The organism is bacterium (assembly GCA_016702305.1).
GTDB lineage: Bacteria > Electryoneota > RPQS01 > RPQS01 > RPQS01 > JABWCQ01.
Window position 1 is genome coordinate 141,703 of the sequence record JADJEH010000017.1, and the last position, 14,470, is coordinate 156,172.

At 59.5% G+C, this 14,470-nt stretch carries 8 protein-coding genes; 6 read left to right on the plus strand and 2 right to left on the minus strand.

The annotated features are described in order from the left end of the window. The first annotated feature begins 13 nt into the window (after positions 1 to 13). The 6 genes from IPH10_11695 (at position 14) to IPH10_11720 (ending at position 7,770) form a co-directional block, all read left to right on the plus strand. Complete coding sequence (locus IPH10_11695) at positions 14 to 2,614, plus strand: DUF4397 domain-containing protein (GenBank protein MBK6911569.1); 2,601 nt, start codon at positions 14 to 16, stop codon at positions 2,612 to 2,614. 173 nt (positions 2,615 to 2,787) lie between these two features. Continuing rightward, a complete protein-coding gene (locus IPH10_11700) occupies positions 2,788 to 4,194 on the plus strand; it encodes an MBL fold metallo-hydrolase (protein MBK6911570.1) in 1,407 nt (468 codons plus the stop codon). Positions 4,195 to 4,276: 82 nt separating this feature from the next. Next, on the plus strand, positions 4,277 to 4,774 hold the full coding sequence (gene sixA, locus IPH10_11705) for a phosphohistidine phosphatase SixA (GenBank protein MBK6911571.1): 498 nt from the start codon (positions 4,277 to 4,279) through the stop codon (positions 4,772 to 4,774). After that, positions 4,774 to 5,487, plus strand: a complete 714-nt coding sequence (locus IPH10_11710; GenBank protein MBK6911572.1) for a thymidylate kinase — start codon at positions 4,774 to 4,776, stop codon at positions 5,485 to 5,487. The genes sixA and IPH10_11710 overlap by 1 nt, the downstream gene beginning before the upstream one ends. Beyond that, complete coding sequence (locus tag IPH10_11715; GenBank protein MBK6911573.1) at positions 5,480 to 6,208, plus strand: thymidylate kinase; 729 nt, start codon at positions 5,480 to 5,482, stop codon at positions 6,206 to 6,208. Before IPH10_11710 ends, IPH10_11715 begins: the two co-directional genes overlap by 8 nt. Next, on the plus strand, positions 6,205 to 7,770 hold the full coding sequence (locus IPH10_11720) for a Ppx/GppA family phosphatase (protein MBK6911574.1): 1,566 nt from the start codon (positions 6,205 to 6,207) through the stop codon (positions 7,768 to 7,770). The genes IPH10_11715 and IPH10_11720 overlap by 4 nt, the downstream gene beginning before the upstream one ends. An 83-nt stretch (positions 7,771 to 7,853) precedes the next feature. Here the strand turns inward: IPH10_11720 and IPH10_11725 are convergent, their stop codons facing one another. Continuing rightward, positions 7,854 to 12,716: a carboxypeptidase-like regulatory domain-containing protein gene (locus tag IPH10_11725; GenBank protein MBK6911575.1), complete on the minus strand. Its 4,863-nt coding sequence runs from the start codon at positions 12,714 to 12,716 to the stop codon at positions 7,854 to 7,856. A 337-nt stretch (positions 12,717 to 13,053) separates the two neighbouring features. Next, entirely contained in the window at positions 13,054 to 14,418 is a 1,365-nt protein-coding gene (locus IPH10_11730; GenBank protein ID MBK6911576.1) for a vanadium-dependent haloperoxidase, read from the minus strand. Between the last annotated feature and the right edge of the window lie 52 nt (positions 14,419 to 14,470).

Genomic DNA, 14,470 nt, shown 5'->3' on the forward strand with positions numbered 1-14,470 from the left:
ATTGAGGAAATCCATGTTTCACAACATTGCACTGCTACGCAGACTCGCTTTGCTCATGCTGCCGGTGTTGTTCATCTTCGGATGCGACAACGACGACGACAACGATAACAATGATCCGCAGCTCCAGTCGAGCTATGTGCGCGTGGCGCACTTGTCGCCGGACGCTCCCGCAGTGGACGTCTGGGTGGACGGGAATATCGTGCTGGAAGACGTCGCGTATAATGGCGTCAGCTCGTATCTCGAATTGACCGAAGGATCGCACCAGATCACAGTCGTCGCCGCGGGTACGACGCAACCCGCTGTGATTTCCGAGGCGGTTACGCTGATGCCGAACGTTTCTTATACGGTCGCCGCTACGGGGTTGCTCGCGGGAACGCCTGCAATTGATGCGTGGATTCTGACCGATGACCGCACTCCGGCCAGTGGTCAGGCGAAGGTGCGGTTCGCCCACGCTTCACCGGATGCACCCAATGTAGACATTTGGGCAGTTGGGGGGGCCAGCCCTCTCTTCGCCAACGTACCGTTTCGCTCGGCGGGCAACTATCTGACCATTGCGCCGGGCAGTGTACCATTGGAAGTGCGTGTCGCCGGAACAGATGATCTGGTCGTACGCTTCGCGGGCATCACGCTCGATGGTGGCCGCAATTACACAATCTTTGCCAAGGGTTTGGCGAATCCCGGAAGCAATCCGAATACGCTGTCTGCGTACGCACTGGTTGACGCACCCGGCGCGGGCAATCTTTCGGTGAATCTCGTGCCCGTGAACGTGGACTTCTCGCGCCTCCGCGTTGGCCATTTGTCGCCGGATGCTCCGGCCGTGGATGTTTATGTGGACAACGCGCTTGTACTTCAAGATGTGCCGTTCCGCGCTTTCAGTGACTATCTCGCCGTGGAATCGGGTACGCGTAACATCCGCGTTACGCCTGCGAATAGCACCACCGACGTCATCAACGCCAACGTCACCGTGGCCGCGGACCTCAATTACTCCGTCGTGGCAATGGGCCTTGTTGGTGATGGAACGCTGACTGCGAATGTCTACACTGATGACCTGATCGAAGGCGCGCAAGCCAAGGTGCGCTTCATTCATGGCTCGCCAAATTCTCCGGCGGTGGATGTTCGTCTCCGCGAAGGTGGCATACTGTTCGGCAATACGTCCTTCGGAAATGCTGCGAACCTGATTGAAGTGCCGGCCGGCACGTACGATTTCGATGTGACCGTGGCCAATACACTCGACCTGGCGCTGCTAATTGACAACGTGCCGTTGGCCAACGGCGTGAACTATACCGTGTTTGCCACTGGATTGCTCGGCAGCGAAAGCACTCCGCTGTCGGCGATTGCGGTGGTGGATGACATTGAACAAGGTGGCGAAGTCGTGGCTCTGGAAACGAGTTCACCGGAGTATGCCGCGATCCGCGTCGCGCACCTCTCGCCTGACGCGCCGAACGTGGATGTGCACGTTAACGGTCAGACGGTTTTGACCAATGTTCCGTTCCGCGGCTTCAGCAGCTATCTGAACGTGCTGGCTGAGCGCCCGACTGATATCGAGGTCTTTGTTACCAATACAACGACGAATCCAGTCATCAGCGCGACGCTGACGTTCGCCGCCGAACAAGCCTACACAATCGCTGCGACAGGCTTGGCCGGTAATGGCACGCTCGGACCGATTGTGCTTGCGGATGATCGCGGCACGACGGGCGACAGCAAGATCCGATTCATTCACACCGCGCCTGATGCACCTGCGGTGGACATTACGTTGACTGACGGCACTGTGCTGTTCGGAAACGTTGAGTTCAACGAAGCCGCGGCGTTCATCAGCGTGACTGCGAACGAATATGATCTGCAAGTGCGGGTGGCGGGCACGAATAGTGTTGTGCTTTCATTTGGCGACGTTGCACTCAGCGGTTCCACCAACTACTCGATCTTCGCCACGGGTCAACTGGGCGACGGCACGCTGACCGCAACGGTCGCCGTGGACGCGCCGGGCAACGGCAGCACGTCGTTGAATCTCACGCCCGCGACGGCGGAGCTGCGCGTGGCACATCTGTCACCTGACGCACCGAATGTTGACGTATATGTAGACGGCACGCGGGCCCTCGAAAATGTCCCGTTCACGGCGATCAGCGGTTACCTGACCGTTCCGGCCAAGTCGCAGTCCGTGCAGGTGTTCGTGGCGGGCAGCACCACCAACCCAGTGATTAGTGAAACGCTGACGTGGCTGCCGGGTGCGGCTTATACAGTTGCGGCTACGGGTTTGGTCGGCGCCAATGACCTCTCCCCCATCGTGCTGAACGACGACCGCAACGGCAACCCCAACGGTGATGCGCATGTGCGTTTCGTGCATACGTCTCCGGACGCGCCTAATGTCAACATTCGCGTAGCCAACGGCGGGCCGACATTGTTTGAAAATGTACCATTCCGCGCGTTCGCTGAATACATTGGCGTAGGTCCGGCAAGCTATGACCTCGAAGTTGTCGTGACCAGCACCGGGCAGGTCGCGCTGTCTGTTCCGGCGGTTGTCTTGAACAGCTCGACGAATTACACGATCTTCGCCGTTGGTCTGGCGGGGAACGGCACACTGGCCGCCCTGCCGGTGGTGGATTCGGACCAGGACTAAACGACTCTGCGCGGCGGCGGTGCCGGTTCGCACCGGCTGCGGAGCCTCCCCTGCCTCAGCGGTGCAGCCGGGCCGCCCTGCCGGACATGAGCACGCCCGTCGCTTGACGGGCGTGTTTTTTGTCGGTATCTTGAGTGAATTGGCCATCACTTCACGACGGGCAGGAACGAACTATGCGGATTACTTTTCATGGCGCGGCCGGAGGAGTTACCGGCTCGAAGCACCTGATCGAAGCGGGCGGACGGCGCGTGCTGCTGGACTGCGGCATGTTCCAAGGGCGCAGACAAGAGTCGCTGGAACTCAATTGGGGGATGTCGCCCGAACTCGAAAACGTTGACGCCGTCTTGCTGTCGCACGCGCATCTTGATCACTGCGGTCTGCTGCCGCTACTCGTCAAGCGAGGGTACGACGGCCCGATCTTCTGCACATCGGCGACGCGCGACATCACCGAGTTCATACTCAAGGACAGCGCGAATATTCAGGAACACGACTTCAAGTGGTTTCGCAAAGAGAACCTGGCGCTGGCCGGACCGGATCAGCCACTGTATGTTCCCGACGATATTCAGGCGACCATGGCGATGTTCGAGCAGGTACCCTTCGCGAAAAACAGCGGGCCATGGCAGACTTTGATTCCGGGCGTGCGCGCGAAGTACTACCAGGCCGGACATATTCTCGGTTCGGCGTGGATCATGCTCGAATTCGACGGCGACGCCGGCCCCGAACGGGTAGCGTTCTCCGGCGATTTGGGACGATTTCACACGCCGCTGCTGCTTGATCCGGAGTACTCCGATGAAGAGTGTCCGGTCCTGCTGCTGGAATCCACCTATGGCAACCGCGAGCATAAGCCGCGCGAAGTCGCGTTTGAAAAACTGCGGCAGGCGATCTTGCGCGCGACGGAGCGCCGCGGCAAAGTCGTCATCCCGGCCTTCGCGCTGGGACGCACGCAAGAGCTGATCTACGTTCTGCATCAGATGCACAACGCCGGGGCGATTCCCGACATACCAATCTACATTGACAGCCCGTTGGGAATCAACATGACTTCGGTCTACCGGTCGTACAAAGATCAATACGACACGCAGTCCAAGCGCGATTTTCCGGCACCGGGCGACGGGCCGCTGGTGGACGACAAAATCCGGTACACGCGGGCGGTACGCGAATCCATGGCGCTAAACAATCTCGAAGGGCCGTTTGTCGTGATCGCTTCGTCAGGGATGATGGAAGGCGGGCGCATTCGGCATCACCTGCGCCATTGTATCAGCGACGAACGCAATATTATTCTGATCATCGGCTTCCAGGCCGAGCACACGCTGGGCCGTAAGCTGGTGGACGGCGAGCCGCAGGTACGGTTGTTCGGAGACTGGTACGACGTGCGCGCCGAAATTGTCAAGCTCAATGAATTCTCCGCGCATGCGGACGCCAAAGAGCTGCACGCGTTCGCGGGAAATATGACAGGTTTGCGCAAGGTTTTTCTCGTCCACGGCGAACATGAACAGGCCCATGCGCTGCGCGACCGCCTGCTCCATGGCAACGCGAGTCTCGATATTACTATCCCACAACGCGGCGACTCGTTCGAATTGTAGATGCTCGTTGCAGGTTCCGAGCGGAGTTCGTATATTACATAGTGCAAGTGACGAATTGTTAAGATTTTGTTAGCGCACTACTGTGATTATTTACCTTGTTCGCCACGCCATTGCCGTCGAGCATGGCACTCCGGGCTTCGCCGACGACGAACGCCCCCTGACAGAAGAAGGCATTGACCGGATGCAGCGCGGCGCGCGCGGTTTGGCGCGCTTCGTGGACCCGCCTGAACTCATTGTGTCCAGTCCGCTCTTGCGGGCGCGACAGACGGCCGAGATCCTGGCGGTGGCCCTGCAATCGCGGCATGCGTTGACCGAGTGGACGGTCCTGACACCGGACGCGACGCCGACGCAGACGATGACCCATGTCAACAAGCATGCCTCCGAGAACTCGACCATGATGCTTGTCGGGCATGAGCCGCATCTGTCCGCGCTCGCGGCGACGCTGCTGGGCGCATCCGCCGACGCGATTGCCTTTAAGAAGGGTGGCGCGTGCGCGATCGAGTGTCCGATCAAAGTCGCGCGCGGCACGGGCAAATTGCTCTGGCTCCTCACTCCTAAACAACTCCGCCAGCTTGCCTAATGCGACAATTTGAACAACAACACCCCTATCCGGGAAAGCTGATCATCGTCGAAGGAATTGACGGTTCCGGAAAGTCCACGCAGTTGAATCTGCTGCATAAGTGGCTCGAAGGCATGGGCCGCCGCGTGTTTTTTACAGAATGGAACTCCTCGCCGCTGGTGAACGAGACGATCAAGCGCGGCAAGAAGAAGAACCTGCTCACGCCGACGACATTCAGCGTGCTGCATGCCGTCGATTTCGCGGACCGGCTCGCCCACCTTATTATCCCGCCGTTGAAGGCAGGTATGATCGTGTGCGCGGACCGCTATATCTACACCGCGTTTAGCCGCGACGTGGTGCGCGGCGTGGATCGTGAATGGGTACGCGATATGTACGGCTTCGCAGTGCGCCCGGATATTGCCATGTATTTCCGCGTGCCAATAGAAGTCTCGCTCAGCCGGATACTCAGCGGCCGGACGGCGTTGAAGTTTCACGAAGCGGGCATGGACTTGAACCTGAGCGATGATCCGCACGAGAGCTTCCGGCTGTTTCAAACGCGAATCCTCGAAGAGTACGACCGAATCGCCCCGGAATACGGCCTGTCCGTGATGGACGCAACGCTGCCGATCACGGATCAGCAGGAGCGATTCCGCAGACTCGTCATGGAAAAGCTCGAGCATTTCGATCCGCAGCCGGTGACGCGCGTGAAGAAGCGGAGGGCGGCAAATGTCTGAGGCGCGCTATTTCCACGGCAACGGCCAGCCATACTTGAAGCCCGGCGAACTCGCCGGCAAGCTGATCGTCGTCGAAGGCACGGACGGCGTGGGCCGCTCGTCGCAGATCGCCGACATCAAGCAGTGGCTTGAAATCAACGGCCACGCCGTGGTGACGACCGGGCTCACGCGCTCTGCGCTGGTGGGCAAGACGATTGATCAGGCCAAGGCGGGGCACACGCTGAATACGCATACGTATTGCCTGCTGTACGTCGCCGATTTTGCCGACTGTCTCGAACACGAAATTATTCCGGCGTTACGCGCCGGCTTCGTGGTGATCGCGGACCGCTACATCTATACGCTGATGGCGCGCGCAATTGTGCGCGGCGCAGATCCGCAGTGGATCAAGTCGGTACTCGGATTTGCTCTGCAGCCGGACGCGGTGTTCTATCTGAAGATCAGTCTCGAAAATTTGATCCCGCGCGTCATTAACAGCGACCGCATCTACGAACACTACTGGCTCGAAGATTCGGCCGAAGGGCTTGACTATTGGGAAGCGGGCATGGACTTGCGGTTAGGCGAGGATTTCTACGACAGTTTCCTTGAGTACCAGCGGCGCAAGATGGTGCTGTTCGAGAGCATGGCCCGCGATTACAATTTTGAAGTCGTACCGGCTTCACGCGGATTCAACCAGGTCAACCGATTGCTCAAACAAGGTTTCCTGCGCGTCCTGCAGCCATGAGTTCCGGCGCGCCCGACCGCATCGCCGTCGTTGACGTCGGCACGAATTCCATCCATCTGCTGATCGCGCGTGTGATTCCCGAGACGGGTGGATTTGAAGTGCTGGATCGCGACAAAGAGATGGTGCGGCTGGGCGCGGGCATCGGCCCGCTGGGCGAGCTTACTGACCAGGCGATGACTCGCGGTATCGCCGCTCTACGAAAATTTCAGGCGCGCGCCCATGCGGCGGGCGCCTTGTTGCGTGTGGTCGCAACGAGTGCCGTGCGCGAGGCGACCAATCGCGAGGTGTTTGTCGGGCGCGTGCGCAAAGAGCTTGGCCTCGCGATTGAAGTGGCCAGCGGATTTGAAGAGGCGCGGCTCACGTATCTGGCCGTGCGCAAGGCGGTGGACCCCGGCTCGCGCACGATTCTGATGGTGGACATTGGCGGCGGCAGCACGGAGTTCGCCGTCGGGACTGGCGACGAGCTGCTGTTTGACGACAGTATCAAACTCGGCGCGGTGAGGTTGATGCAGGAGTTCTTCCCTGACGGTAAGACCGACGCGCGGGCCGTCGCGGAATGCCGCAAGCACTGTTCACTCAGTCTCAGCCCGATTCGCCGCGGCTTGATGGGTTGTACGTATGATTGGGCGGTCGGATCGAGCGGCACAATTCAATGCCTGGGGCGGATGATCCTGGCCGAGCGCGGACTGCCCCCAACCGGAAGGCTGAATCGCGTCAGTTTTTCACGTCCTGAATTGGGCACGGCGATTGAGCGCATGCTGGCCGCGAAAACGACCGCGGGCAGGGCGAAGTTAAAAGGCGTGGACGAGGGCCGGGCCGACGTTCTGCCGGGCGGAGCACTGCTGCTGGAAGCGGCTTTCCATGAACTTGAATTGCAGACGCTGACGATTTCCGAGTACTCGATTCGCGAAGGCGTGCTGTTCGACAGTATCGCGCGACTCTATCAGCGCGACCAGTTCCTGTCGCATGAAGGTCAGCGGTATCGCAGCGTGATGCACTTGGCGCACCGCTATCACTTTGAGCCGACGCATTCCGAGCATGTGACGCGCCTCGCACTGTCCATCTACGATCAAACCCCGGAACTGCACGGCCTCGGCGATATCGAGCGCGAGCTGCTTGAAGCCGCCGCGCTGCTGCACGACATCGGACTTTATGTGTCGCACGCTTCGCATCATAAGCATTCGTACTACCTAATCCGCAATTCACAACTCCTGGGTTTTGCGGATTACGAGCAGCAGATCATCGCACTGGTCGGGCGCTATCACCGCAAGTCTCCGCCGCGCAAGAACCATCTGGAGTTCATGAGCCTGCCGCAGCCGCAGCAGGTGATTGTCGCCAAGCTCGCCGGGATACTGCGCATCGCGGACGGCCTTGACCGGGCACATGCGTCATCGGTGGCGGCGGTTCATGTCAACACTCAGGCGCGCGATGTGACGATGCGGTTAACAGCCACGCCGTCACACAAACTTGACTATGCAATCTGGGGCGCCGAACGCAAGAGCGATCTGTTTGAAGAGGTTTTCAACCGCAAACTGCAGATTGTCGCCGACAGCACAAGTTGAACCCGCGGTGAACGCGGCGCATAATAACAGCAGACCCCGCTCATTGAGCGGGGTCTGCTGTTTTCCACCGATGCCGTCGAGAATTACTTCAGCAACAGCATCTTCTGCACGGCGCTAAACTCGCCTGCGTTCATCTTGACGAGGTACATGCCTGTCGGCAGGTTTTCCGCATTGTACAACACAGAGTGGCTGCCCGCCGGCATCGTCTGATCCACTGGGCGCGCGACTTCCTGGCCGGCGACGTTGTAGATCGTAATCAAAACGCGCGACTCGCTGGGCACATCAAAGCGCAGCGACGTCGAAGCGTTGAACGGATTCGGATAGTTCGACTTCAGGGCGAATTCGGTCGGAATCACCGAGTTATCGTTGGCGTCAAGCGACACCGTAATCGTCACCGGAATCAGATACGGATTGTTGGTGTCGTTGTGGTTCACCGTGATCGTGGCCGTGTAGTCGCCCGGAGCGAACGCCGACGTGGCGCCATTGACCGTGATCATCTGCGCCTGATTGGCATTCACGTCGCCGCTGGCCGGATTAACGGTCAACCACTGCTGATTGGTCGTGATTTCGTAGGACACTTCGCACGAAGCGGCCGGGTTCGTGATTTCAAACGAACCTTGCGCGTTCTGACCGACTTGCGTGAGAATATTCACCGTGCTGACGCTGAAGGTCGCGTTCGGCTGACGGAGACTCGCATTGCGCGTCGTCGTGCCGCCGTCATCCACCACCACATCTTCGAAGATCTGGTCGCAGTAACCCTGTTTGTGCACGCGGAGCGTGTACGAACCGGGCTCAACCGAATGCGCGAAGTTGCCCTGTGCGTCCGTCACCGTAAACTCGTTGAGCTCTTCAACCCACACTTCGGCGCCGGGCACCGGAGCGTTGGAGCCAAACTCGCGCACGAGACCAGCCACCGCACCCGACGGGCCGGCCCAGAAGCCGACGCCGGTCTGATTGGCGGGCTGGAACGCGCCGACGCCGCCTTGCCACAACGCGATCGCGTCCGTACCATCGGAGTTTTCAACACCGACCGTGCCCAGCGTCGCGCCCACGGACTGATAGTAGAAGTAAATCGACGTCGGCGGTGCGAGAACGATCTGCATCGAGTACACGTTGGCCGGGTTGCCAAACTGCGGCACATCAACCCACGAGATGATCAGACGATCATTGGCCACGTCGTCATACATGTAGACATCGCCGCCTGTGCCCGGATTCAAGTCCATCCAATTGATGGCAACGGTCGCGTTGGGTTCAGTCGCGGACGGCATCGTGCCGCCGAGACTGTTGCTGATGCTGGTAAACGACAGCCAGCCGTTCGAGCAGACGCTGAACTGGTTGTAAGCCGTTCCGTAGTACGTGAACTCCCACGGCAGGGCCATGAGACCGGAGTTGATGTCGTCGGCGTTGACAATGACAGTGCCATTGGCTGTGATATCGGTCCATTCGAAGTCCACAACTTCCCACGGGCTGACAACGGCGCCGATCGCGGCATCCGACGGATCGGACACGTTCGGCACTTCGTCAACGGCGGTCACCGTCCACGTGTAGAACGTCTGCGCGTCGGGCGGAGTATCGGTGTAAGTCAGCACACCGGCAGCCGTGGTCCCGATCTGCGTGCCGTCACGATAGACACGGAAACCGGCGAGGTCTACAAGGTTGGATCCGTCCGCATTCGTGGTGGGAGCCGACCAGGCCAAGGCCATCTGCGTCGTGCCCAACGGATTGGCGGCCAGTCCTGTCGGTGCGGCGGGGCGCATGTTGCAACGCGCCGTGATCGTCGGGTTGTTCGTGGATTCCTGACCGTTGTCGTAAAGCGCGCGGACTTCGTACGTGTACTGCGTGTTCTCGACGCGGTTCAGATCGGTGTACGTGGTCAGTGTCGCGAGAATTTCGGCGATCTGCGTGCCATCGCGACGAATGCGATAGTGGGTCACGTCGTCCAGCGCATGACGACCGTCACGGTCGCGCTGCGCGGGCTGGATGTTGGCCGGACGCGAGGCAATCGCACGCGCGCCGCGGGCCGTCATATCCGCCAGCAATTCGGGAGAAGTCGAGGTGGTCAGTGCATTCGGGACGCCCACGATGCTGCGCGACACGCCCTTCTCGCTCTTGATCGTTACTTCGCGGATGGGCAGGGATTCTTCCGTCACATTAATCGGAGCGGGCGACAATTCCACCAGCGCACCGAAGTCGCCGATAGCGAAGCAGCGCAGCATCGGAATGCTGAGCAGGCCGGGCTCGAACGCCGTCCATGCAGTACCATCGAAGCTGTACTTGAAAGTGTTGTTGATAAACGGAGTGTCGTTGTCGCCACCCAAACCGAGCGGGTTCGCGCCAATTTGCCGTACGCCAACCCAGAATGCCGCACCCTCGGTTGTCACTTGTTCCGCCAATTCGATGTCCTGGAACGTGCCGGGGCCGGCCTTGGTAAAGGTCGTTACACCCAACGGCTCGAAAGTCGGAACGCCGGCGACGTCATTGAACACGGCAACTTCCACGTCCACGTCAAACGGAACGGCCGCGTCGTCACTCCAGAAGGGCTTGACACGCGTGACGGTCGCGGTGCCACCGGTCGTCTCAAACTTGGCCGCCATCCAGCCAAAGGTCGGGGTACCGCCCCACCAAGCGATACCTTGGACTTCGTTCGTGCCGTCGTCATAGGATAGCTCAAATTCCGGCGGCGTTCCCGGAGCAAACCAGTTCAGCACGATGCGATCATCGTAATTACCGCTGGCCGAAGTACCCACCGGCGGCAGTGCGCCGTAGAGAATCGTGATCGGGTCTGTCGCATCCGATTCCACCGGCGTCGAAACGCCGTTGTCACGCGCGGAAACCGCATATTCGTAGATTCCGGCAACCGTCAACGTCTGCGTATAACCCGACGTACCCGGCGTGCCCTGCTGCACCCACGTATCTTCACCCTGCAAGCGGCGATAGACCGGATAGACATCCACCAGCGGATCGACCGAGTCGTCCCAATTCAACGTCACCAAACCCGTCGTGCTGTTGACCGAACCCACGAGGCCGGTCGGCATCGGCGGATCGAGGCGCATCAGCGACAGATTGACGTTCGTTGCACCACCTGTGCCGAGGGCGATGGTAGTCACCGCATCATGGTAACCAACCAGTGAGCCGGTAATGATTCGATTTCCGACGAGCACCTGCGGCAGCGAATAGGCGCCGTTGCCGGCGGGATTCGTCGTCGGGTTGCCAATACCATTGGCCCGTACCGATACCGAGGTCACCGCACCAGCACCGCCATCCAGCGATACCGTGCCGGACACCGACGCAAACTCAGGTTCACCGAAGCCCCACAGCGTGAGGTCGTCAATATAGAAGCCCGGAGGCGTGACGGAGCCGTCCGAACCAAACGCGAAGCGAATGATCGGCGTCTGGCCCACGTACGCACCCAAGTTCACAGTAACAAGCCGCCAGCCCAACGTGGATTGGTCACCGCTCCACGCAACTTCGTCGGCCATGCAGGCGTCATTGCCATTCATCGCGTCTTCATTGTAGACCGGCGTAACGTCCGTAACGATTTCCCAAGTCGCGCCGCCGTCCACGCTGACTTTGATGTTCATACCGTCCCAGAAGTTCTCGCTATTCTGCCACATGCGGAATTCCATCGTGGCTTCCGACGAACCTACGGTCAACTCCTGATTCAAGTCAAGATTGTAGCAGGCGAGGTTCGCATAGTTGCCCGCGATAATTGTGCCCCAGCAATGCGTTCCGCTGAAGGGCGAGGCCGGACCGACCGCGGAAGGCGTGCCCCATTCCCAACCGGCGTCAGGGACAAGCTGGCCATTGTCCGCTTCAAAATCCGAGAAGTAAGACGGATTACCAACGACAGCGGTCACCGTAACGGCGGCGCTGAAGAAGGCTCCCCCCGCCGCGCGAAGGTTGAAGGTGAAGCTGCCCGAACCCAGGTCGCCGGTCGTGTACGTTTCCGTGCCCGCGCCAACGGTCGCGAGCAGCGTGCCCGTTTCCACCGGTCCCAGCCACACTTGAATGCCGTTCGGGGTAAGGGGGTTGCCGTTCGTGTCCGTGGTGGGATCGTCCCACGTAAAGGTCACGTTGGTCTGACCGGGATTCGCGACGACGTTCGTCGGCGGATTGGGAACACCGTCCGGCTGCGTGATTTCCCAAGCCGAACCGCTCGTGACGCACGCGGCATTGTCAAAGCAGATTTCTTCGCCTTCCGTACCGCTGGCGTTCTCGATACCAATCGAGCAGCTTGCCGAGTTGGACACGGTTTCGTACTGCAAACGGATGTTTCCGTTTTCGTAGATAATGCACTGGAAAGTCTCGGGATTACCGGACGGGAAGTGCTGAACAGCTTCAAACTGAACGATGAAACGATCGTTCGCTTCGTCGTGATACGTGTAGATCTGCCCGGCATTGCCGCCGTCCGGATCGAGGTCGTCCCAGAACATGAAGATCGCGCCATTGGGATCCGTCGCCGACGGAATCGTGACATTGCCCAGGCTGCTGAACGGGCTCGTGCCGAACGCCAAGTAGCCATTGGATGCCAACCACGCATTACCGTACGTGACATCGTAGAACGTGAATTGGAACGGCAGGACGATCTGCGTCTGGGCGTCGTCGCCCAACGGAACTGCGGTGCCGAGGTCCACGATGTCAAACCAGTCCATCGCCGCTTCAGTTACAACGTAGACATCCAACGGGCGGCGCGGCGTGCGCGGCTGCTCGTTTTGCGGCGTGCCCTTGAACTGTCCCCATGCGGTTGCGACATCGATATAGCTATCGCTTTCCGCATTGATACGCTCTGCAAGGTCCAGATCCGCCCGGCTGAAAGTCAGACCCTGTTCGACCTTGCCCTTAATGTACGCGACTTCGGCTTCGGTAACGGCAAAAGCCGCCGTCGCCAATGCCAATAGCAGGAATAGTGTGGACACCCCCCGCCAAAGACCATTACGAATTCTCATCTGCACAGCTCCTTATAGCTTGTGTATAGTCCCGAGACAACCTTTAAAATTACCGCAATCACCCACAAATGTCAATGTCCAAAGGCGCATGGCAAACCACTTTGTGGATTCTGTGTGATTCCCGCACGATTCCGGGCCAAGTTGTCGTACGATTCGGCAGGCACTGTCGCAATTGTTATATAATCAAACTATTAGTGCCTCCGACAGCCATGATGTACAGGCCGCCGTCGTCCGCCACGTACGGCCGCCGAGCTTCGTGGCTTTCTTGTGAAACCCGCGAAAAAAAACCGGGCCGCGTTGTGCGGCCCGGTTAATCGTCAGGCAATTGCTTGTTTCATCAAGAATTTGCGCGGAATTGGAGGGCATTGACAGCCGCACCGATGCACTCACCCTGCGACACGCCGACTTCGCAAGCCGTGCGGAAGTGAATCCCGCCGTAGAGGCGTGAGTAGGCCGCTTCCCAAGCCGCATCCTCGAAGCTATCGAAGCTGCGCGCGGGGAGGCCATACGGGTTCGCGGTCGTGTCCGAGAAAGCGACTACTCCAAAAAAGTCCGTGAGAACGACATAAGCCGCGCCACTCTGCGTCGAGTGACCGCTGGTGCACTCCGGGAATGGCGGCGTCGCGATCGGGGGAAGCCAGCTTTCCGCGCCCGGGATCAAATCGTTGATCGCCGTCACTGGGCGGAGGTAGTTCATCTGGTACTTGGCATTCCAACAGGAAATGAAGGCATCGTTCACGGCCAGGCCGACCTTGCAGTAAACTTCGGCTGCATCTGCAAGATCGCCATTCTCCATATTGAGAATCATGTTCGTGATATTCATCCAATGGCCCGGCGGAGTCGTTGTGCCGCCGCCATCCGCCCAGAAGCGCGCGATGGTCTGCTGCTCGGGCGTACTGTCGGCACCGGCGGTCTGATAGACTTCCATCATCTCCAGGTAGAAAGCCGAGGTCGGATCGGTCGAATAGGCCGGCGGTGCGACCGGATAACAGTCGGCGTCCACGTTGTCCAACACAAACGGCCGCATCTCGCCCCAGCACGGTTCAACGGGGCTGGTCACCATACCCGGAGGGGTCGGTTCCCAGAGTCCGGGACCGGCATGCGCCGTCCAATCGTAGCTGCAATTATGCAAGGTAGCATAGCCATCCTGCTCGGCGCACACTTCAATGACCGTGGCGACCAACTGGCCATAGGACTCGGAGCGCTCAAGCACGGTCGGGTCCACCGTTTCCGCGTACTGATTATGCAGCGCCGTGAATTGCGCGTCGGCCAATGGAATCGCATTGGCATTCCCGTTAAACAGGAACGTCAAAATATCATAGGCAGCCTTGTTGACGACCGACGGCCAATGATACTCAAGGTTCGGATTCGTAGCGGGAACCGGCGGCATGCCGTTGATTTGGCCGTGCAGCGAAATGTGGTTAGGCATGCCGTTGACAACGCCCTCGTAGATCGCCTGTCCCAAATAGCCGTAAGCGCGCGCCGCAACCGGCGGCGTCACCGGCGCCACTTTCACCATCTGCCGACTCGTCTGCACCCACGCGTTGGCAACATCGTCACCATAATCCGCGGTCAGCGGATACGTCGGCTGCGGATCATCATCATCGTCGTCATCCTTTTCGCAGCCGGCCACAAACACCGCCGCCGCGACGATCACGCTAAATACAATCCAGCGCGATACACTTGCTCTCCATCTCTTCATGCGTTTCCCCTTTTTCTGGTGGTTAGTTCTTGCGAGCGATTCGTGGCGCGAG